A 21,819-nucleotide genomic window follows, 5' to 3' on the forward strand; every position below is an offset into this window, starting at 1 on the left:
AATCAGGCCGAGTCTAGAGCATTTGTCCGAATTACACCGCTGGAGGGAAAGCGCCTCCAGCGGTTCCATTCTCCCAAACGCTCTTCCTCTTTCACTCGCTCCGCTCGGTCAAAAAGTAGGTCTCTTTTTGACAAATGCTCTAGAGGGCGCAGGGGCGCGGGACTGTGGGACAAAGCCGTCAGTGCCCGGCCATCCGCGTCAGCCTTCCCGCTGGCAGCTGATGCCCGGGAACGGACAGGGACAGCTTCGCTCACGCCCAGCTCACGGCGCCGTAGGTCTGCTCGCGGGCCGGGCCGCAGGAGAAGATCACGACCGGGCAGTTCACGGTTTCCTCGATCAGGTCGAGATACGCCTGCGCTTCTTTCGGCAGGGCTTCGCGGCTGTCGGCCCCGTCGGTGGTGGCCCAGCCGGGCAGCTCCCGGTAGACCGGCCCCCCCGCCGCGTCGTAGGCCACGCAGACCTTCACGGTGTCCAGACCCGCCAGGATGTCCATCTTGTTGATGACCAGGCCGTCCAGACCGTTCACGTCTGCGGCGTAGCGCAGCAGCTCAAGGTCCAGCCAGCCCACCCGGCGCGCGCGGCCGGTGGTGGTGCCGAACTCGTCCCAGGGCTTGGTGCCGTCGCCGCGCAAGCGGGTTTCCATCTCCCCGAACACCTCGGTGGGAAAGGGACCGTGGCCGACGCGCGTATTAAAGGCCTTGGCGACGCCGTACACCTTGCCAATCGCCTTGTGGTTCACGCCCGCACCGACCAGGATGCCGCCGACGGTCGGGTGGCTGCTGGTCACGAAGGGATAGGTGCCGTAGTTGAGGTCGAGCAGGGTGGCCTGGGCGCCCTCGAACAGCACGTTCTCGCCGTCATTGATGGCCTGTCGGAGCTGCGCGCCGGTGTCCTGCACAAAGGGCAGCAGCGCGTCACGGATGGGCAGCAGGTAGCCCAGGGCGTCCGTCACGCTGGTCCACCCCGCGTCCCGGGTGGAGTTGGGCTTGGCTTCCAGCAGCCGCTCCACGCGCTCGCGGAGCACGCCCTCATCCGCGAGGTCACCGAAGCGGATGCCCACGCGCCGCGCCCGGTCGGCGTAGGCGGGGCCGATGCCGCGCCCGGTGGTGCCCACGAAGTCCCTCCGCCCGTCCACGAACTTGTGATGCGGCAGAACGAGGTGCGCGCGGTCGCTGATCCGCAATTCCGGATTCAGGCCGCCGTCCAGCAGGTTCTGGCGCTCGGCCAGGAACTTCTCGGGGTCGATCACCATGCCGTCGCCCAGCACGCTGACGGTGCCGGGATGCAGCACGCCGCTGGGGAGCAAGTTCAGCTTGAAGGTCTGGCCCTTCGCCGTGACGGTGTGCCCGGCGTTCGCGCCGCCCTGATAGCGCACCACATAGTTCGCCTGCGGGGCCAGGAAATCCGTGATCTTCCCCTTGCCCTCGTCCCCCCACTGCGCGCCGATGATTGCAATTCCAGGCATGATTCTCCTTGATGCTGGGCTTCTAGGCCAGCCGAGCGAAGCGAGTGTCACTCCAACGGAGTGGACGGAGGTGGATGAACAGTGAGGTGTTTTTCCGAAACTGCTCAGGAACCGGAGTCCATTCCGTCAGCCTCCCGCCGCGCGCCCAGACTGGCCCTTCCCTGCCCGCAGGCAAAAAAAAGCACGGCGCGCAGCACCGTACCTGAGTGTACCCCGGCGCGCAGAGCCAGGGGGCCTGACCTGTCCAGAACGCGGCCAGTTTTCAGCTCTCAAGTCACAGCAACAGCCCACGGCAAAGGAAGCCCCGGCCACAGCCGAAGCTTCCTGCTTTTTGCCCACGGGTGGAGGCTGAGGGACCGCCCCGCAACGCTCCGAGGCCAGCCGGATTGAACAGGGTCCCAATCTGCTCAACCGGAACCCGGATCAGATCACCAGAATGATCGGCTCTTCGAGCGTTCCGGCCACGTTCGCGAGGAACCGCGCGGCCTGGGCGGCGTCCACATCACCGTTGAGGCTCAGGGCCGCGCAGCCGTCCTGCACACGGCCCACGCTGAGCGTGACGGTGTGCGGAAGGTGCAGGTCGTCGAGGTCGAGTGCCCCCGCATCGGTGACCAGCAGGCCCGACGTGCCTTCATGGTCGGTCGCGAGGGCGGAAAGGGCGTCGCGCAGGCTGCCCGGCTGCACGGTGCGGGCGCGGTTCGCCGCGAGGTCCTGCACGGCGACCGTGTCCAGGCCCAGGCTGTCCGCATAGCGCTGGGCGGCGCGGGCCACCAGCAGGGCCAGGGGCACCTCCTGGCCGAGCGCGGCGGCGAGCTGGCGGCGCAGTTCGGTGGCGGGGGCCAGGTTCGCGTCGCGGCGCAGGTAGGTGCCGAACCACACGGCCTCGCGCGGACGTTCGCCGGCCACGAGGGGCAGTGGGGCGGGGGCCGGAGCCTCGGGTTCCTCCACTGCCTCCGCTGCGGGCGCCGGCATCTGGGGGGCCGGCATCTGTTCTGGGGTCTGCGACGGGGCGGGCGCGGGTTCCGGGGTGGCGGCAGGCACCAACAGGGCCAGTTCCTCCTCCGTCACCTCGGTCACGTCATGAACCTCGGTGGCCGGAAGCTCAGCCGCCGGAAGCTCGGGGGCCAGCACTTCGGGAGCCACCACTTCAGGGGCCTGCGCCGTGAGGGGCGTCTCCGGTACGGCGGGCACCGGCGCAACAGGCATGGACGCCGCAGGCATCGGGGCGGGCTGCACCGGCTCGGCGGGCGCCGGGGTGGGGGCCGGAGCGGGCTGGGCGGCGGGCTGCTGATACAGACGTGACAGCAGGCTGCCCAGCCCCGCCATCACGCCGCCGGCAGCCGGGGCCTGGGCCGCGACCGGTTCTGGCCGCGCTGCCGGAACGACGTCGGGGCGGCCCACACTGGCGGCCACGCTGGGCAGGGGGGTGCTCTCCTCCAGACGGGGGGCGGGGGGCACCACTTCCGGAGCCGGGCGGGGCGCCGGGGCCACTTCGGCCACAGGGGCGGCAAGGTCGGCCTGGACAGCCACGGGCTGAACCGGGGCCGGCTGAAATGCGGTCGGCATCTCGGCGGGGGCTGCGGCCAGCGGGTCCTCGTCTTCTTCCAGCTCGAACTCCAGGTCGTCGTCAAGGCTGGCGGGGGCGGCCTGGGCCACCTGAGCCTGGGGCTGACCGACCAGCGCGGCGAGGTCCGAATCCACGCCGGCGCTGCTGAGCATGTCCATGCTGGGCATGCCCGGCGCGAGCAGTCCGGCCCCGGCGGGCAGCTCGGTGCCGGTCCACTCGGGGGGCGGGGCGTCGACCGGGGTGGAGGGGGGTTCTTCCTCGCCGCTCATCACGCGCGACAGGTAATTCAGGATGTCCTGTTCGACGATCATGCCGCTTTCGCCGCTGCCGTCCAGGTGCCGCCAGTCGATCCCGTTCGCTTCCGCCAGAATCTTGGCGAGCGGAGCAATTCGTTCCATCTTCATTTCCCCCTTTGCGCGCCCCTGGTCGGGGTCATGTGCCCGTCGCCGGAGCGGTCTTTCCGTCTTACGCGGGTGCGCTGTGGCATGGGTGTCAGAGTGACGCTTCGGCCCTGACAGGCTTCTTTCAAGGGGCGGACGCGGGAAGGCGGCGCACCCCGCGTTCTGCTCCGGCGGCCGGGTGGTAGGCTCGGGAGGTTGCCACATGGCCCTCTGAAAGGGCGGCCGTGTGCCAGGGAGAACGATGCAGATATTCGAGGAGATGCAGGCGCGCGGGCACGAGGCCCTGACGTTACTCCACCACGCCCCCAGCGGCCTGAAAGCGGCCCTGGCGGTGCATTCGACCGTGCTGGGACCGGCCATCGCCGGGGTGCGGCTGCGCCCGATGGCCGAGGAGGAGGCGCTCAAGGGGGCGCTGGCCCTCAGCGAGAGCCTGACCCTCAAGGCCGCGCTGGCGGGCCTGAACTACGGCGGCGGGGCCTGCGTGCTGCTGATGCCGGAAGCCGGGGTGGACGACCCGCATGCCCGCGAGGCGCTGTTCCGCGCGCTGGGCCGCAAGGTCCGCCCGCTGGAGTCGCAGGTGGTGCTGACTGAGGACATCGGCGTGACGCCCGCCGACATCGCCTTTGTGGCGCAGGAGACGCCCGCCACGCTGGGCGTGAACACCGACACCAGCAGTGTGACCGGCTACGGCGTCTACCGGGGCATGAAGGCCGCCGCCCGCTCGGCCCTGGGCAGCGAGAGCATGCGCGGCGTGCGGGTGGCGATTCTGGGCGTCGGCGCCGTGGGCCGCACGCTGGCCGAACACCTCCAGCGCGAGGGCGCCCGCCTCACGGTCGCGGACGAGCGGCCAGAGCGCGCGCAGGCACTGGCGGACGAACAGGGCGGCGTGACGGTCGTGGGGGTCGGCGAACTGCTCGACGTGCCCTGCGACATCCTCGCGCCCTGCGGGTACGGGCACAGCATCCACAGCGTGGACGTGCCCCGGCTGCAATGCCGCCTGATCGCGGGCGGCGAACACCACCCCCTCTCGCGCCGGGGCGAGGCGGCCGTCAAGGAAGCCGGGATCATGTACATCCCCGACTTCGCCATCAACGCGGCGGGCTTGATCGCCGCCGCGACCACCCTCACCCCCGAGCAGGCCGCCGAGCGCGTGTACGCCACGGTTGCCCGCATCACGGGCGTCGCGGAACAGGTCGGCAAACCGCCGCATCTCGTCGCGCGGCGCATGGCCGAGCGGCGGATCGACCTGATCGGCAGCCTGGGGCGGGGGGCATGAGGGGGGTTGTCGGTCGGAGGTTGTGGGTTGTAGGGAGACCCCCCATTTTTTCCCACACCCCACAGCCCACAGCCCACAACCCCGCCGCGAGGCGCGCATGACCTCCCCCTTCGTGATCGGCGTGGCGGGCGGCTCGGGCAGCGGCAAGACCACCGTGACGCGGCGGGTGATCGAGACGGTGGGCGCGGGCGGCGTGGCGGTGCTGAACCAGGACAACTATTACCGGGCGCAAGACGACATCCCTTTCGAGGCGCGGCTGAAGACGAACTACGACCACCCGGCGGCCTTCGACTGGGTGCTGCTGCGCGAGCATCTGGACGCGCTGCTGGCGGGCGTGCCCATCGAGATGCCCGAGTACGACTTCACGCAGCACACGCGCTCGCGGGAGGCGGCCACGGTGCTGCCCGCGCCCGTGGTGGTGCTGGAGGGCTTTTTCGCGCTGTACGACCCGGAACTGCGCGAGCGGATGCACCTCAAGGTCTTCGTGGATGCCGACGCCGACGTGCGCTTTATCCGCCGCCTGATGCGCGACACGCAGGAGCGCGGGCGCACGCTGGACAGCGTGATCACGCAGTATCTGGAGTTCGTGCGGCCCATGCACCTCAGCTTCGTGGAGCCCACCAAGCGCTACGCCGACGTGATCATTCCGCACGGCGGCATGAACGAACCCGCGCTCGACATGCTCGCCGCGCGGATCCGCACCACCATCTGAGGGCTTCCTTCTTTTGGAGGACGACGGCCCCCGGCCCCGGCGCTCAGGCTGGCGCAGCACGCTCCCCCGGCCCTTCCCCTTCCCCTCCCCTCTTAGGATGTCTTCCGTGACCGACCCGAATCCGTCCCGTCCGTCCAACCTGTCCCCCGGGGCCGCGCCCGGCCCGCTTGCCGCCGCCGCACCCGACGCGCCGCCCCCCACCCGCCACCGGCTGACGGCGCCGCTGCTGGCGGTGATTCTGCTGGCGCTACTGCCGGCACTGGTGCTGGCCTGGCAACGGGTGCAGTTCGAGCAGGCCCAGAAGACGGCCGCGCTGGTGATGGACTACCCGGCGATGGCGGTGCAGGCGCAGCGGGTGGGCCTCACGCCCCAGGCGCTGCTGGACAAATACAAGGCGCTGGGCGTGAACGGCGTGGCCGTCTACGAGGACGTGATCGGCAACCTGGTGCAGCGCGGCGACCTGTACGAGCGCCGGGGGTCGGACCTGGCCGCCGAGAACCCCGGCGCGGGCGTGAACCCGCAGTGGGTGTATCTGCGGGCGCTGACGCCGCAGGGGCAGGCGGCGTTGCGGACCCTGCCCGGACGCTACACCATCCCCACCCGCACGGCCACGGTGGCCGGGCAGACGTGGCTGGCCTGGCCCACCGACCCGGACTTCCTGCCCGCCGGACCGAACCGGGCGCTGATCGATCAACTCAAGGCGCAGGGCCTGGTCGTGGTCTACCGCCCCTACGACGACGAGGCCGTGCGCGAGCCGGGGGCCGACTGGCCCGACGTGCCCTTCGTGGCCTTTACGGGCGACGAGGTGATCGGGGCGCGGACCCCCGAGCGCCTGGCGAAGATCGACGAGCGGCTGGGCAACCGCCTGCCCGCCCTGATCGAAGGCTCGCCCCAGCGCGGCCTGGACACCCTGGTCGAGACGCACGGCGGCGCGCGCATGTTCGCCCTGAATCCCAGCTGGCAAAACCGCCTGGGGCCGGACGAGGTGGCGAGCAAGTACGGCCTGGCCGCCCGCGAGCGCAGCCAGCGCCTGCTGTACCTGCGGCCCTTCCCCACCGTGTACGAGACGGAAGCCTTCCTGAAGCGCACCGGCGAGCTGCTTCAGCATTCCGGCGTGCAGGTCGGGATGCCGGTGGTCACGGCCTTTGCGCCGAACGACACGCTCCGCGCCCTGTGCCTGTTCGGGCCGCTGGCGGCGCTGCTGCTGCTGGGCCTGAGTTACCCGCTGCCCCGGCTGGGGCTGGTGGTCGCGGGGCTGGCGGGGCTGGCGGCGCTGGGCCTGAACGGGCTGCGGCCCTTTGAGGGCTTCGCCCTGATCGCCGCGATCACCTTCCCGGCGCTGGGGCTGGTGCTGCGCCGCTCGCGCGTGACCGACTGGTTCCTGGCGACGGGCCTCTCGCTGGCGGGCGTGCTGTTCGTCTCGGCGCTGGGGGCCAACCGGGACAGCGTGCTGGGGCTGGAACCCTTCCGGGGCGTGGGCCTGACGCTGCTGGTGCCGCTGCTGTTCGTGGGCCTGAGCTTCCTGCCGCGCCAGGACATCCGAAAGACGGCCCGCGACCTGTACAGCACGCCCCTGCGGCTGGGCGACATCGGCGTGATGGCGCTGGGGCTGGGCGTCTTCGCGCTGGTCTTCCTGCGGCGCGGCAACAGCACCGGCCTGGGCGTCAGCAGCACCGAGGCGCAGGTGCGCCAGGAACTTCAGGATTCCATCATCCGCCCGCGCTTCAAGGAACTCGCCGGGCACCCACTGGCGCTGGTGGGCCTCAGCGGCGTGCTGCCGGGTTACTTCAGCCTGCTGCTCATTCTGGGCGGCGTGGTCGGGCAGGCCAGCATCCTCAACACCTTCTCGCACTTCCACACGCCGCTGCTGATCAGCGCCGCCCGCTGCTTTATCGGCCTGGGCGCGGGCCTGCTGCTGGGCCTGATCGCCATCCCGGTCGTGAAGTTCCTGCTGAAGTTCTGGACCACCTTCGGCACGCGCCGCGCCCACGAGGCCCAGGCGTGAGGGTCGCCGTCAGTGGCTACTACGGCTTCGGCAACGCCGGCGACGAGGCGATCGCCCTGGCGATCACGCGCGAACTCCGGGCACAGGGGGCCGTGCCGCTGCTGCTGTCGAACACGCCTGCCGAGACGGCCCACGCCTACGGCTGCGAAAGCGCCGCGCGGATGCAGCCCGCCGCGCTGCTGGGCGCGCTCTCCCGCTCGCAGGTGGTGCTGTCGGGAGGTGGGGGCCTCTTGCAGGACCGGACCAGCGCCCGCACCCTGAGCTACTACCTGGGCGTGATCCGCGCCGCGCGGCTGCTGGGCAAGCGCGTGGTGGTCTTCAACCAGAGTATCGGCCCGCTGTCGGAGGCGGGGGGACGCCGGGTGGCGGCGGCCCTGAAAGGCGTCCGGGTGATCGTCCGTGACCGGGGCAGCCTGGAGACGCTGCGCGCGCTGGGACTGGAGGGCGAGCTGGGCGGTGACCCGGCCCTGCTCCTCTCGCCCACACCGGGCCTGAACCGCGACCCTGACCGCGTGATCCTCGCCCCACGGGGGGACGTGACAGACGCGATGGGGGGATTGAAGGCCGTCGCCGCCCGGCTGCGGGCCGAGGGCCGCCACGTCACGGCCCTGGCCTTCATGCCCGACCACGATGACGCGGCGGCCCGCAGCCTGGGCGCGGACGAGGTGCTGAGTCCGCGCGACCCGCAGGCGGCTCTGGACGCCATCGCCGGGGCCGGCTTCGTGGTGGGCGTGCGTCTGCACGCGCTGATTCTGGCCGCCGCCGCAGGGGTGCCCTTCGCGGGCGTCAGCTACGACCCCAAGGTGCAGGGGTTCTGTGCGGACGCCGCCGCCCCCACGCACCCCACGGCCCTGAATCCGGAAGCCGTCTCCACGCAGGCTCTGGCCCGCACCGCTCCAGACTGGGACGCGGTGGCCGCGATGAAGGCGCGGGCGCGGCAGAGCTTCACGCGCGCCCTGGCCCCTTAGGAGGTGGGGCGCCGGGCAGGTCCCGTCCTCCTCCCGCTGCCCGCGTCCCGCCTACTGTGTCCTGCCCCACAGCAGTCCGCCCTGATTAACGAGTATTTACTCACTTATGGCCCGCCCCCGCACCATCACCGACGAACAGATCGTGGCGGCGGCCCGCGAGGTGTTTCTGGAGCAGGGCTTCTCGGCCACGACCGCCGAGATCGCCCGCCGCGCCGGCATCTCGGAAGGCACGCTGTTCAAACGCTTCGCCACCAAGGAGGACATGTTCGAGGAGGTCGTCGGCCTGCGCGACTACGCGGCCTGGCGCGAGGAATTGCCGGGGCTGGTCGGCAGGGGCGACGTGCGGCGCAATCTGGAACGGGCCGCGCAACGCTTTCTGGACACCGCCGGGCGCATCGTGCCGAACCTGATGCTGATCTTCTCGCGCGGCCACGCCCCCGCCCATAACCCGATGCTCGAACGCCTGGGCAACCCCATGCGCCAGGACGCGGACGCCCTGGCCGCCTACCTGCGCGCGGAGGTCGCCCTGGGAAGGGTCCGGCCCATTGACGCCGACGTGACCGCCCTGACCCTGATGGGCACCCTGACGCACTATGTCCACCGCGAACTGATGACACCCGAGGCGGGCCGCGAACCGCTGGACGCCGGGCGCTTCGTCCGCAGCCTGCTGGACGTGCTGTGGCCCGGCCTGGAACCCTGAGCCGCGACTCTCGTACTCAGACTGAATAAGTAAGTGTCCACTCCTTAACCCGTTCTCCCGCTGTCCTCCCGAGGTTCTCTATGCGTTCTCCCCCGCCCGCCTTTCTACTGCTCTCGCTGGCGCTGCTCGGTTCTCCCGCCGCCGCCGCCCAGGGGACACCGCCTGCCCCAGCGCCCGCTGCGGCGGCACCCGCTGCGGCGGCACCCGCCGCACCGGCCCCCCTCACCCTGGCGCAGACGCTCACGCGGCTGCGGGCCAGTCCCGGCTGGCGCAGCGCCGATCTCCAGTACCGCAGCGCGCAGCTCGCGCTGGAGAGTGCGCGTGCCCGCGCCGGGCTGAACGTGACGGTGGGCGCGGACGTGAGCGCCGTCAACTTTCCGCTGGCCTCCGGCAACACCACGCTGGGCACCACCGTGACCGCGCAGGCGTCCGCCAGTGTGCTGCCCTGGTCGCCCGCGCGGGAAGCCGTCCGCAGCGCCGAACGGGCGCTGGACCGCGCCGCCGCCGATCTTCAGGCCGCCCGCCTGAGCGCCAGCGTGAACGCGGTGCAGGCCTACTACGGGGCCAGGAACGCCGCGGCGAGCCTCGCGCTGGCCGGGGCGCAACTGGCGCTGGCCGAGCGGCAGCTCGCCGCCGCCCAGGCCCAGCGCGAGGCGGGCGTGCTGACTGCCGAAGGGCTGCTGGCCCGCCAGGATGCCCTCCGCGAGGCCCAGGCGGCGCAGCGGCAGGCCCGCGCGAATGTGGATCTCGCCGCGCGCGGACTGGCGAACCTGCTGGGCCAGTCGGTCACGCTGCCTGAGGGCGCCGCCGCCTTCGGCTCCCTACCCGCCGCGCCACAGACGCCCGGCCCCCTCGACCCCCTGATCGCCCGCGCCCTGACCGCCCGCCCGGAAGTGGCCCGCGCCCAGAACGACCTCGCGGACGCGCGGGCGCAGCAGCAGGCCGCGCAGCTCGACGCCCGGCTGCCGGACCTGACCGCCAGCGTGCAGTACGGGGAACTGGCCACCACCGGCACCCAGAGCCAGGCGGGCCGCGTGATCGGCGGCAGCCTGAACGTGAAGACCGGCGTGCTGGCCGGGCAGGTCAGCGTGCCGCTGCGTGACCCCGGCGAGCGGCCCAGCGGCGTGGCCCTGACCCTCAGCGGCAACTTCCCGGTGGTCGGCGGCGGAAAACGCACCGCGCTCGCCTCCGCCGGGGTAGGCGTGGACCTCGCGCAGGTGGCGCTGGAGACGGCCCGGCAGAGTGTGGACCTGGAGGTGCGGCAGCGGTATGCCGACCTGCAAAGTGCGCTCGACACCCTGGAGAGTCAGCGGGACGCGCTCACCCGTGCCCAGGCGGCGCTGACCACCGCGCGGGCCAGGCTGGCCGCCGGACTGGCGACTGAACTGGACGTGCAGAGCGCCGAACTGAACGCGGCCCAGGCGCAACTCGGGCTGGAGAACGCCAGCGTACAGGCGACCCTCGCCTCGCTGCGCCTGAGCCAGGCCAACGGCGAACTCGATCCCACCCTGCTGACCCCTGCCCCTCTCACACCCGCACCTCTCACACCGACCCCCGCCCCGGAGGCCCGCCCATGAACCATCTCCCGCTGACCCTGATCCTGGCCCTCGCCGCTCCCCTCGCCTCGGCGCAGACCGTGAGCCTCACCCTCCCCGACGCCGTCAGCCGCGCGCTGGCGAGCGGTCCCGACGTGACCACCGCGCGCGCCAACCTCCAGAAGGCCCAGGCCACGCTGCGTTCGGCGCAGGCCGACCCCAGCAGCATCATCACCACCCTGACGCAGGCGCAGCAGGGAGCGGCTGCCGCCGAGGCCACCCTGGCCGGCACCAAACTGAACGTCGCGCAGACGGTGATCACGCAGTACCTCGCGGCCTACGAGGCGGACGGCCGCATCACCCTGAACCAGGCGCAGGTCAACCTCGACGAGCGGAGCCTCCAGATTGCCCGCGCCCGCCTGCAAGCCCGGGTCGCCACCCAGCTCGACGTGAACCGGGCACAGACCAGCCTGAACCAGAACCGCCAGGAACTTTCCGACGCCCGCGCGCAGCTGCCCGTGCTGGAAGCGCAGCTGGCGCGCACGCTGGGCCTGAATGTGGGGACGGACCTGCGCCTGGCCGCGCCACCCACCCCACCCAAGCTGAGCGTGACGCTGGCGACCCTGCAAAGCGGGCTGGAAAAACGCCTGCCCACGCTGGTCCAGGCCGCGCAGGGGGCCGAGTTCGCGACGCTTCAGGTGCGCATCGCCGACAACGACTACACCCCGGTCCGCACCCTCCAGGATGCCCGCACCGCGCTCGACAACGCCCGCCGCGACCTCGACACCGCCCAGCGCGGCGCGGCCACCGGGGTCCGTGACGCCTTCCGCAGCGTGCAGGACGCCCAGGAACGGGTGAACCTCGCCCGCCAGCAGGTGACCAACGCGCAGAGCACGCTGATGCAGGCGCAGGCCCGCCTGAAGGCCGGGACCGCCGCCGCCGTGGACGTGCAGCAGGCGCAGGTGCAGGCGCAGCAGGCCGCCTTCGGCGTGACGCAGGCGCAGGACAACCTCTGGCGCGCGCTGGCCGCCCTTTCCGTCGCCTCCGGGACCGACGTGACCGGACTGGTGCGGTGAGGGGGATGCCGCGCCTCACCTTCCGGGCGGCCCTGCCCCTCACCCTGCTGCTGCTCGCGGCCTGCTCGCCGGGGGGCAAACAGGAGGGCCAGCAGGGCCAGACTCAGCAGGGGCAGACCCAGCAGGAACAGGGCCAGGTGGCCAAGCCTGCGGCCCAGAACAACCTCGACGCCGCGCCCGCCAAGACCACCGCGCTCGCGGTGCAGACCACCCCGGCGCGCACCGGCACCCTGACCGTGACGCGCACCGCCACCGCCACCCTGAAGGCCGACCGCGACAGCAACGTGGCCGCGCAGACGGGCGGCACCGTGACCCGCGTGCTGGCCCGCGAGGGCGAACAGGTGCGGGCCGGGCAGGTCGTGGTGCAGCTCGACGACACGCAGCAGCGGCAGGCGCTCGACAATGCCCGCGCGCAGGTGCGGCAGGCCCAGATCAACCTCGACCAGACCCGTACCAATACCACCCAGGCGACCGGCTCGCTCCAGGCGGCCGTGGACGCCGCGGCGGCCAACCTCCAGAAAGCCCGGCAGGACGCCGCCAGCGCCGCGAACCTCTATGCCCTGGGCGGCATCAGCCAGGCCGACCTGACCGCCGCCCGCAGCGCGGAGGCGCAGGCCGAGAGCCAGTTCGCGCAGGCCCGCAACACCCTCGCGCAGAACGGCAAGGGCGGGCAGGGCAGCGTGGCGCTGCTTCAGGCGCAACTCGACAGTGCGCAGGCCGGGGTGCGCCAGGCCGAGGAGAATCTGGCGCGGACCGCCGTCAAGGCCCCCTTCGCGGGCGTGATCGTGTCGCTGGCGGTGGAGGTCGGGGAGTTCGCCGGGCAGGGCAGCCCCGTTTTCCGGCTGGTGGAGGAGGGCAGCCTCAAGGCCACCTTCAATGTGTCCCCTGCCGACGCGGGCGCGCTGACGCCCGGCACCAAACTCAACCTGACCTACGGCGGCGTGAATTACGTCGCCACCGTGCAGGACGTCAGCGGCGTGGCGGGTACCGACCGGCTGGTGCCGGTGACGGCGCGGGTGCAGGGCGGCGCGGGGCTGCCGGTCGGGGGCACGGCACAGGTCCGCTACCGCGCCACACTGGGGGGCGGCGTGCTGGTGCCCACCGCCGCCATTCAGGTGGACGGCGGCGAGAACGCCGTGTACGTCGCTGCGGACGGGGTGGCCCGCCGGGTGCCCGTCACGGTCGTGGCGGAGTCCCAGGGGCGGGTCGCGGTGCGCGGTGTGGAGGCCGGGGCGCACGTCATCTCACCGGTACCCGCCAGCCTGCAAGACGGCGCGAGCATCCGGGAAGCGGCGGGGGGAAGCTCATGAGCACCCACGATCCTCCGGAATTCAGCGCCCCACGCGGCACCCTGCCCGACGGCACGCCCGAACCCGCCGTGCATCCGGCGGTCCGCTTCAGCGTCCGCAACTACGTCTTTTCCATCGGCATCTTTGTGATGGCGGTGCTGTTCGGGTTGATCTCGGCCTCGCGGCTGGGGGTGGAACTGCTGCCCAATTTCGAGGTGCCGGTGTTGGCGGTCAGCACGGCCTATCCCGGCGCTACGCCTGACCAGGTGGACCGCGAGGTCAGCCGCCGGATCGAGGACGCGGTCAGCACGCTGGGCGGCGTGGTGGACATCAACACGACCAGCGTGAGCAACCAGTCGGCGGTCGTGATCACCTTTGCCGACAAGACCAATATCGACTCGGCGGCCAACAGCGTCTCGCAGGCGGTGGCGGCGATCCGCGCGACCCTGCCCGACGGCACCGAGGCCCCGGTGGTGCAGAAGTTCGACCCCAACGCCACCCCGATCCTGACGCTGGCGCTGCTGGGCGGCAGTGGCCGCGCCGCCGACGTGACCACCTACGCCGAGGACACGCTGGTGCCCCGGCTGGAGCGTGTGACGGGCGTGGCCGACGTGAGCGTGTCGGGCGGCCCCGAGCGGCAGATTCAGGTGCTGCTCGATCCCGCCCGGCTCCAGGCGTACAACCTCGCGCCCGCCCGCGTGACCGGGGCCATCCAGGCGTCGGCGCTCGACCTGCCCGCCGGGAGCCTCACGCAGGACGGGAACACGGTGGGCTTTTCCACCCGCAACACGCCCACCTCTTTGAGTGACGTGGAACGGATCGTGGTGGACCCCGCCTCCGGCCTGCGCGTCTCGGACGTGGCGAGCGTGCGTGACACGACCGCCCGCGCGACCAGCTACGCCCGCGTGAACGGGCAGCCCGCCGTGCTGCTCAATGTCCGCAAGGCCAGCGGCACGAACAGCGTGGCGGTGGCCGACGCGGTTCGCCAGGCGATGACCGCGCAGCCGCTCCCCGCTGGGTACACGCTGACCCTCGCCAGCGACACGACCCGCGAGACGCTCGCCACCGTCAACGACACCTTCCGCGAGTTCCTGATCGCCATCGCGGCGGTCGGCGTGATCGTGCTGCTGTTCCTGGGCCGCCTGAACACGGTGTTCGCGGTGATTCTGGCGATTCCGATCTCGATCAGCGCCGCGCCGCTGCTGTACGGCCTGCTGGGCTTCACCTTCAACATCGTGTCGCTGCTGGCGATCATCGTGGCCATCGGCATCGTGGTGGACGACTCCATCGTGGTCGCCGAGAACGTGCAGCGCTACCGCGACATGGGGTACAGCCTCTTGCGGAGCGTGCTGCTGGGCGGCTCCGAGGTCTTTTCCGCCGTCACCGCCGCCTCCTTCTCGCTGCTGGCCGTGCTGATTCCGCTCAGCTTCATGCCGGGCATCCTGGGGCAGTTCTTCAGCCAGTTCGGGCTGGGGCTGGCCGCCGCGATCACCATGAGCTGGCTCGAAAGCCTGCTGTTCCTGACCGTCCGCATGGCCTACACCCGCGACCCCGAGCCGCTGCGCTGGGCACAGGTGCCGGGCGTGCTGGCCCGTCTGCCGCGCTTTTTCCGCGAGGCGCTGACCGGCGTCCGCACGCTGCCGGGCCTGCTGCTGCTGGCGCTGGCGGGGGCCGCCGGGTGGTTGGCGCTGGACCGGGCCACCGCTCTCCCGACCCCGGCGGTGGCCCTCCTGGCCGTGCTGCTCGCGCCCGTGCTGCTCACCCTGGTCCGCTACCTCCTGACGGTGCTGCTGGCCCTGCTGGAAGCCGTGACGGGCACGCTGCACGGCCTGACCAACCGCGCGGTGATGGGCACTGCCCGCGCCTACGCCCGCAGCGTGGGCACGGCGCTCAAGCGGCCCTGGGTGGTCATGCTGATCGCGGGGCTGTTCCTGCTGAGCGTGCCGCTGGCGATGCGCGGCCTCGGGTTCGCCTTCGTGCCCAAGAGCGACAGCGGCATCCTGATGGTGGACGTGGAACTGCCCACCGGCACCGACCTGGCCCGCACGAACGCCCTGACCGCGCGCATCGAGGCAAACCTGCTGAAACGCCCGGAAGTGAAACTGGTGCAGACCAGCGTGGGTGCGGGCGGCGTGCTGGGCGGCACGAACGCCAACACGGCCAGCCTGACCCTGACGCTGGTGCCCAAGGAGCAGCGCCCCGGCATCGAGACCCTGACGGCGCGCTACGCCGCCGATCTGGGACGGCTGGCGGCGACCGTTCCGGGGGCGGAGGTGCGGGTGGCGACCCAGCAGACCGGCCCCGGCGGCAGCTACGACCTCAGCCTCGCGCTGACGGCCCCCAACCAGGCGCTCCTGGCCGAACGCAACCGCGCGGTGGTGCGCCTGCTCTCGCAGGATCCCAACATCACCACGCTGGAAAGCAGTCTCAGCGCCACCCGCCAGGAACGCACCTTCGTGCCCGACCCCGGCCGTCTGGCGGGCAGCGGCCTGAGCGCGGGCGACGTGGCCCAGGCCCTGCGCACCTACAACGAGGGCACCACGGCGGGCACCCTGCGCGACGCCGACCGCAGTGTGGACATCGTGGTGCGGCTCGACCCCGCGCAGGTGCAGGGCGAGCAGAGCTTGCTGTCGCAGACGGTGTACTCGCAGGCCCTGGGCGCGAACCTGCCGCTGGCGAGTCTGGGCAGCTTCCAGCTCCGGCAGGCCCCCGCCACCCTCAGCCGCCTGAACAAGGCCTACACTGCCACCCTGAACATCAACCTGAAAAAGGGCGGCCCCAACCCCTTCGCCTACCAGAAGACCATCACCGACCGGGTGCAGCAGGCGGGCTTACTGACCGACAACGTGACGCTGGGCAATGCCAGCTCCTTCGGCAGCTCCGGGCTGACCGCCGATCTGGTGTTCTACGGCCCCATCGTGCTGGTGCTGGCCGTGCTGCTGACGTATCTGGTGCTGGGGTCGCAGTTCAACTCGTTCCGCTACCCGGTCTATCTGCTGCTGCCGGTGCCGCTCGCCATCGTGGGGGCGCTGTGGACGCTGCACCTCTTCCGGGTGGATCTCGACGTGATCACGGTGCTGGGCATGGTGATCCTGCTGGGCCTGTCCACCAAGAACTCGATTCTCTATCTGGAGTTCGTGACCGAGCGGATGCGGTCGCTGCCGCTGCGCGAGGCACTGATCGAGGCCGCCGAGCTGCGCTTCCGCCCGATCATCATGACCACCCTGACCGTGCTGGTTATCAGCATCCCGCTGGTGTTCGGGCAGGGCGACGGGGCCGAGTTCCGCCGGGGCCTGGGCATCGTGATTCTGGGCGGGGTGATCACGTCCACGCTGCTCACCTTCTACGTAGTACCCAGCGTCTTCTACCAGTTCGAGCGGCGCCGTCAGCAGCCCCGCGAGCCGGAAGCCGCGCCCACGCTCGCGCCCGCCGGGGACTGATACGAATTCCGGTTGAACAGTTATTGCATAACTGTTCAACCTGACCGGAGGGAGAAGGAAAAACTACGGATTCCGGCCATTCCGTTAGCCTTCGGGAAAACACCGAAGGCTAACGGAATGGCCGGAATCCGTATGAACCCACCGCCTTCCCACCGCTTCTGCCTCCCCCGGCAGGAGCGGTTTTCCATTGACCTTTGGTGCAGCTTCGCTCAAGACCGGGTCAGACCCTCGCCCCTAGAATGCAGCCAGACGACCGGGAAACAGAGGGCCGCGCCGGGGCAACCGGGCAGCAGAAGGAGTGAGGGCACTATGGATTGGAAAAACCTTCCCAGCAGTGGGGGCGGGGTCGAGGACGGCCGGGGTGGGGGATTGCCCGGCGGTGGCATCGCGGTGGGCGGCATCGGCGGTCTGGTGATCGCCCTGATCGCCCTGTTCTTCGGCATCGACCCCGGCGCGATCCTGGGCGGAGGCGACACCACGACCCAGAGCCAGAATCAGACCCCGGCCCAATCCGGGGCCGCATCAGGACAGCCCGACGAGACATTTGATTTCGTGGACCGGATTCTGGGCAGCACCAATCAGGTCTGGGCAGGCATCTTCCGGGAGGCGGGCCGCACGTACACCCCGCCCAAACTGCACCTGTACAGCGGCTACATCAACACGGCCTGCGGTCAGGCCAGCAGCGCCGTCGGCCCCTTCTACTGCCCGGCCGACCAGAAGGTGTACCTCGACACCAGCTTCTTCAACGAGATGACCCGCAAGCTCGGCGGCGGGGGCGACTTCGCCTACTCCTACGTGATCGCGCACGAGGTCGGGCACCACGTCCAGAACGAACTCGGGATCGCGGATCAGGTGACGCGCGCGCAGCAGCAGGCGCGCAGCGAGGCCGAGGCGAACACCTACAGCGTGCGGCTGGAACTCCAGGCCGACTGCTTTGCGGGGGTGTGGGGCAACCACGTCTCCAGCCTCGCCAACCTGTCCCAGACCGATGTGCGCGAGGCCATCAACACCGCCGCCGCCATCGGGGACGATACCCTTCAGCGCGCCGGGCAGGGCCGGGTGGTGCCCGACTCCTTTACCCACGGCAGCAGCCAGCAGCGCGTGAGCTGGTTCACAAAGGGCTTCAAGAGCGGCAACCCCAACGACTGCGACACCTTCAACCAGAACTACGGGCAGTTGTAACGCGGCTTCCCGCTGGGCTTTTATACGCGCATGACGGCCCCCACGCGCCCCCGACCCCACTGGACGGTCGGGGGCGTGCCCGTGGAGCTGAAACGCAGCCCCCGGCGGCGCACCCTGGCCCTGCGGGTCCAGACCGGCAGCGTCACCGTCTATGCACCGGCCCGGACCCCGCTGGCCCTGATCCACGAGTTCGTGGAGGCGAAGCGGGGCTGGGCGGAAAAACACCTGACCACCTACGCGGCGCGGACGGTGGTCCCACCGCCGTTGACCGACGGCTCGCCACTCCCCTTTCTGGGCGAAACACTGACGCTGCGCCTGACACCCGGCCTGCGCACACCGACCCGCTGCGGGTCAGAGGTGCAGTTGCCCCCCGCCGACCCCACCGGGATTGCCCGTCAGGTCGAGGTGTGGTATCGCCGCGCCGCCCTCCCTGAACTGCGCGCCTTGACGGAGGGCTACGCGGATGCCCTGGGTGCCCGTGACCGGCTGGGGCAGGTCCGACTGACCGGCGCTCGCACCCGCTGGGGCAGTTGCACTGCCGGGGGTGACATCCGCCTGCACTGGGCACTCGCCCGCGCTCCCCGCGAGGTCGCCGCCTACGTCGCCCTGCACGAGGCCGCGCACCTTCTCGAACTCAACCACTCGCCCCGCTACTGGGCACATGTCGCCCGCCACATGCCTGACCACACGAGGTGGCGCAGCTGGCTGCGGGAACACGGGCAGACACTGGTACGCCTGTAAAAACAGAAGGGCAGAGAACTGTGCAACCGACAGTTCTCTGCTCCTGTTCCCGGTCTACATTGCGGGCATCGGGGTCGGACTCGGCAGGCCCGGCGTATCCGGGTTGTCGGTCGGCGTCGGCACCGGCATGCCCGGCAGGTCCGGATTCATGGGCGGGTCCATGATGGGACCGGGTTCGGTGCCGCCCGGCAGGCGTTCGGGCAGCGGGGCGGGCGTGTCGGTCGGTTCGGACGCGGGGGCGGGGGGACGGTCGTAGGGTCCGGTCATGGGGGCACCTCCTGGGGTGGGAATGGGGGCAGTCTGGCCCGAATTGGTCCGGAGGACACGTGAACAGCGTGAAGGGGTCTTCACCCGCACCCCAATTCAGGGGATAGGCCCCGGCCCCCCGCCCCCGCAAACTGGGCTGTATGAGAGGCTCACGTTCTACAGAAGGGGCGGCCATGATCATTGTCGTCCTGTTCACCCTGCTGTTGCTGGCAGGCATTCTGGCCGCCACGCTGCGCCTGGGCCTGAGCAGCCGGCAGAACACAGCCGATCAGGCGGCCACGTTGAAGGCGCAGTATGCAGCGGAGTCACAAATGGCGGTGATCACGCGCCGGCTGCGTGATTATCAGACCATTCTGAGTCCAACCCGCCCTGGACCAAATGGAACTACTATTACAAATATCCTTGTTGCTCCAGCCACCACCAAGGCAGAGTTACAGACCTACGCCGAGCAGTTCTGCAATTACAATGCTTCCACAAATCCCTGGACATCAATTACAGAATTCAACACAGCACGTTCCGACCAAGACGCGGAAACCTTCACTGATGCCAAGCAGTGTACGGTCAACGCCAACGTGAATAACCCAAATCAGTTCCAGCTGCTGGCGGATATTGTGACACCAGAAGCTTATGAAACACTGGAACTTTCAGGGGACCGACCCTCCGATACTGACGACGAAGATGTCCTAAAGGCCTGGTGGACGGCACTCCTGACCACAGAGCAAAGCGGAACAAACTGGAAACTGAATATCCGTGCCCTGCGCGCTGTCCAATTGACGCCCGCCCGTTACCGTTTCTACTTCGGTGTCCTGAATGCCAAAGCAAAAGGTCAGGAAAATGCTGCGCAGCGCGTTCTGGCGGCTTCGCGTGCCAGTGACGGGATCTGGTGGATCGAAGTTCAGTTGCCCAACCTGCTTGAAGATGTGCTGATGACCAACCATCACCGTGCCAAACCGGATGCCAACGAGACATATGTCGCGGCAGGGGCACCAGGCGTGAACTTCACAAGCCAACGTTTCGACGGCTCGATTCATACCAACGAGAAATTTCTGTTTGATGGCAGTTCCAGTGCGACTTTCCTCGATAAGGTGAGCAGCGTCGGATGTACTGATTTGCCAGAGAATGGCCGACCAGACAGCGGCGACTGTAGTAAGACACCAGGCGTTTATATCAGGGGCCTGTCTGGCCCACAGACACCCCCCAGCTCGGCCGATAGTGATGAGGAACGCGACAAAGCTATTGCCAATCTTGTCGCAGCGTCGCCAAGAACGGTCAACTTTGTCAAGAGCACGGAGGACGCCACCAAGATCAACTACGCCAAGACGGACTTTACGGCGGCCTACAAGCCCTTGCCAGAGAATGAGAACGACCAGATCGCGGCGGCCAAGGAAAATGGGCTTTATTTCGCTGCTTCTGTTGAGTCCCTGACCATGAAGGCGGCCGACGCGAGTGGAAACACACTCAGCACTTACGCCAACGGGAAATGGACCGAAACCTCTGGAAACATTTACCAATACATCACATTAACCAGAAAGGAGATCAGCACCACTCGGAAATGCACTACTGGCTCTTGGTCTTACGCAGACAAGAAATCAGGCAGCAAGTATGTCCCCACTGCTATCTATAATAACACACCCGATTACATAGAAGGCAATCTCGCTAGGCAAACCGTCAAAGTCTCGGGAAAAACTCGTTATCAAACAAGATCAGTCAACTGTTATAATGTGCCTTCCGAAACTCTAGTAAGCGAAGAGTACCGTTATGGACCCGACATGGTTCTCAAGAAGAAGCCCGCCAACGGAAGCTGGAGCAGTGCAACTACCGTGAGGACCAATTTCAATGGCGTGATCTATGCGCCCAATCTCTCCAATGTGTCAGGCCCCGCCCGAAGCGGCAATGATACCACGGGTGCCATCAGTAAGGCCCCGCCTGCGCTGGCCTCCTTTTCCAAAATCACACTGGCCGCCTCAGATGACATCAGCATTTCCTCGGACCTCACCATGTCGGAAACCCCCTGCACCTTCTCCGAAACAAAGGCAACTCCACCTTGCACCCGTAAACCTGCCAATGTTCTTGGCATTTACAGCCAGGGCGGCGACATCATTTTCAGGGATCCGGCACCCAAAAACCTGAATATCCATGCCGCCATGATTACCAGCACCGGGCAGGCCACTGTCGAGAATTACAATACGCGTACTCAGAACGGTAATATTAAACTGATCGGCAGCCTGATCGAAAACTGGTACGGCGCTTTCGGCACCTATGGTGGCAATGGTGGTGATACCGGGTACGGAAGAGACTTCACGTACGATAGCCGTCTGAACAGTGGGATCACGCCACCCTTCTTCCCTGTCTCGCCGCGTTGGGACATTCAGGCAGCCTCCGAGATTTCAAGCAACCGCCTGTTTAATATTATTCCCATCAACGTGAAGGCGACGGCCTTCTGATGCGCCGTGCCCAGACTGGTTTCACTCTGCTCGAAGTCCTCGTCGTCCTTGCCATTGTCGGTATTCTCATGGGCATCTTCGGGTGGGGCCTTGTCCGCAGCATTCGCACCGCCGAACTGCGTGAGGCCGCTACCCAGGTCGCCACCGATTTCCGGCGGGCGCGTTCGCAGGCGCAGCGGGGGAGCGCAGATACCTCGCTCATCCTTCCAACAAGCACCGCCAGTGCGGCATACACGGCCAGTGGCGTAGCCAAAACGCTCCCCAGCAATGTCACTATGGTCTGCAAGACCAACTGTGGCAGTGGCGCAACGACGACCATCACCTATCAGGCGCCTTACGGCGAATTGGGCGCGACAGGGAGCGTCTTCACCATCAAGAGTCCTACAAATGGCATCGGCGATCTTGAAGTCAGGATTGTCGGTGTGACGGGCAAGGTCATCTTAACCAAGGCGGGTTCCTGAATGGCAATCGGCAACGCAAGGCAATCTAAATACACAGAGCAGGGCTTTACCATCCTTGAGATTCTGGTCGCTATTGCACTCCTGGGAATCTTAACGTCGGTCCTGACCGCGACATTGACAGGCTCCCTGAGTCTCAACCGGCAGGCCCAGAAACAACTGGACACGACTTCTAATGCCCAGCAGGTTATGGAAAATGTCCGCAATGCCTGGTCAGTCCAGACCAACTACAAACGCCGTTTAGGGCCTGGTGAGGTTATGGGCGAGCACCGCTAAGACGACACGGAGCCGCA

Annotated in this window: 17 protein-coding genes; 14 read left to right on the forward strand and 3 right to left on the reverse strand. The window is 68.7% G+C overall.

The features are described 5' to 3' along the window. Window positions 1-250: 250 nt before the first annotated feature. Both DEIPH_RS17405 and DEIPH_RS17410 read right to left on the reverse strand, forming a co-directional pair. Window positions 251-1,465 (reverse strand): adenylosuccinate synthase, encoded by a 1,215-nt coding sequence (locus tag DEIPH_RS17405; protein WP_034360697.1) that lies wholly within the window; start codon window positions 1,463-1,465, stop codon window positions 251-253. 423 nt (window positions 1,466-1,888) lie between these two features. After that, the gene (locus DEIPH_RS17410; RefSeq protein WP_034360699.1) at window positions 1,889-3,430 is read right to left on the reverse strand and encodes an E3 binding domain-containing protein; all 1,542 of its coding nucleotides are present in this window, start codon (window positions 3,428-3,430) and stop codon (window positions 1,889-1,891) included. Between the two features lie 244 nt (window positions 3,431-3,674). Between DEIPH_RS17410 and DEIPH_RS17415 the strand changes: the two genes are divergently transcribed. From DEIPH_RS17415 to DEIPH_RS17465, 11 genes are all read left to right on the forward strand, one after another. Continuing rightward, a complete protein-coding gene (locus tag DEIPH_RS17415) occupies window positions 3,675-4,709 on the forward strand; it encodes a Glu/Leu/Phe/Val dehydrogenase family protein (protein WP_034360701.1) in 1,035 nt (344 codons plus the stop codon). Between the two features lie 97 nt (window positions 4,710-4,806). After that, entirely contained in the window at window positions 4,807-5,421 is a 615-nt protein-coding gene (udk, locus tag DEIPH_RS17420; protein ID WP_034360703.1) for a uridine kinase, read from the forward strand. Window positions 5,422-5,518: 97 nt separating this feature from the next. Then, window positions 5,519-7,426 (forward strand): DUF5693 family protein, encoded by a 1,908-nt coding sequence (locus DEIPH_RS17425; RefSeq protein WP_407636521.1) that lies wholly within the window; start codon window positions 5,519-5,521, stop codon window positions 7,424-7,426. After that, window positions 7,423-8,394, forward strand: coding sequence for a polysaccharide pyruvyl transferase CsaB (gene csaB, locus DEIPH_RS17430; protein ID WP_034360705.1), 972 nt, complete (start codon window positions 7,423-7,425; stop codon window positions 8,392-8,394). The genes DEIPH_RS17425 and csaB overlap by 4 nt, the downstream gene beginning before the upstream one ends. Window positions 8,395-8,500: 106 nt before the next feature. Then, the gene (locus tag DEIPH_RS17435) at window positions 8,501-9,094 is read left to right on the forward strand and encodes a TetR/AcrR family transcriptional regulator (protein WP_034360707.1); all 594 of its coding nucleotides are present in this window, start codon (window positions 8,501-8,503) and stop codon (window positions 9,092-9,094) included. A gap of 80 nt (window positions 9,095-9,174) precedes the next feature. Then, the gene (locus DEIPH_RS17440; protein ID WP_034360709.1) at window positions 9,175-10,671 is read left to right on the forward strand and encodes a TolC family protein; all 1,497 of its coding nucleotides are present in this window, start codon (window positions 9,175-9,177) and stop codon (window positions 10,669-10,671) included. Further along, window positions 10,668-11,705, forward strand: a complete 1,038-nt coding sequence (locus DEIPH_RS17445; protein ID WP_034360711.1) for a TolC family protein — start codon at window positions 10,668-10,670, stop codon at window positions 11,703-11,705. Before DEIPH_RS17440 ends, DEIPH_RS17445 begins: the two co-directional genes overlap by 4 nt. A 5-nt stretch (window positions 11,706-11,710) precedes the next feature. Continuing rightward, on the forward strand, window positions 11,711-13,015 hold the full coding sequence (locus DEIPH_RS17450; protein WP_034360713.1) for an efflux RND transporter periplasmic adaptor subunit: 1,305 nt from the start codon (window positions 11,711-11,713) through the stop codon (window positions 13,013-13,015). Continuing rightward, window positions 13,012-16,434, forward strand: a complete 3,423-nt coding sequence (locus DEIPH_RS17455) for an efflux RND transporter permease subunit (protein ID WP_081790989.1) — start codon at window positions 13,012-13,014, stop codon at window positions 16,432-16,434. The genes DEIPH_RS17450 and DEIPH_RS17455 overlap by 4 nt, the downstream gene beginning before the upstream one ends. A 309-nt stretch (window positions 16,435-16,743) precedes the next feature. Continuing rightward, complete coding sequence (gene ypfJ / locus DEIPH_RS17460; RefSeq protein ID WP_034360715.1) at window positions 16,744-17,616, forward strand: KPN_02809 family neutral zinc metallopeptidase; 873 nt, start codon at window positions 16,744-16,746, stop codon at window positions 17,614-17,616. Between the two features lie 30 nt (window positions 17,617-17,646). After that, window positions 17,647-18,357, forward strand: coding sequence for a M48 family metallopeptidase (locus tag DEIPH_RS17465; protein ID WP_034360717.1), 711 nt, complete (start codon window positions 17,647-17,649; stop codon window positions 18,355-18,357). A 54-nt stretch (window positions 18,358-18,411) separates the two neighbouring features. On the opposite strand, the gene DEIPH_RS17470 is transcribed toward DEIPH_RS17465, so the two are convergent. Beyond that, the gene (locus tag DEIPH_RS17470) at window positions 18,412-18,624 is read right to left on the reverse strand and encodes a hypothetical protein (RefSeq protein WP_034360718.1); all 213 of its coding nucleotides are present in this window, start codon (window positions 18,622-18,624) and stop codon (window positions 18,412-18,414) included. Between the two features lie 173 nt (window positions 18,625-18,797). On the opposite strand from DEIPH_RS17470, the gene DEIPH_RS17475 reads away from it, so the two are divergent. From DEIPH_RS17475 to DEIPH_RS19440, 3 genes are read left to right on the forward strand one after another with little or no spacing between them, the layout of a single operon-like run. After that, window positions 18,798-21,068, forward strand: coding sequence for a hypothetical protein (locus tag DEIPH_RS17475; protein ID WP_034360721.1), 2,271 nt, complete (start codon window positions 18,798-18,800; stop codon window positions 21,066-21,068). Then, a complete protein-coding gene (locus DEIPH_RS17480; protein WP_034360723.1) occupies window positions 21,068-21,529 on the forward strand; it encodes a pilus assembly FimT family protein in 462 nt (153 codons plus the stop codon). Before DEIPH_RS17475 ends, DEIPH_RS17480 begins: the two co-directional genes overlap by 1 nt. Further along, window positions 21,530-21,802, forward strand: a complete 273-nt coding sequence (locus DEIPH_RS19440) for a type II secretion system protein (RefSeq protein ID WP_200868193.1) — start codon at window positions 21,530-21,532, stop codon at window positions 21,800-21,802. It begins immediately after the preceding gene. Window positions 21,803-21,819: the final 17 nt, after the last annotated feature.

It is taken from the genome of Deinococcus phoenicis (genome assembly GCF_000599865.1).
In the GTDB taxonomy this organism is placed as follows: domain Bacteria; phylum Deinococcota; class Deinococci; order Deinococcales; family Deinococcaceae; genus Deinococcus; species Deinococcus phoenicis.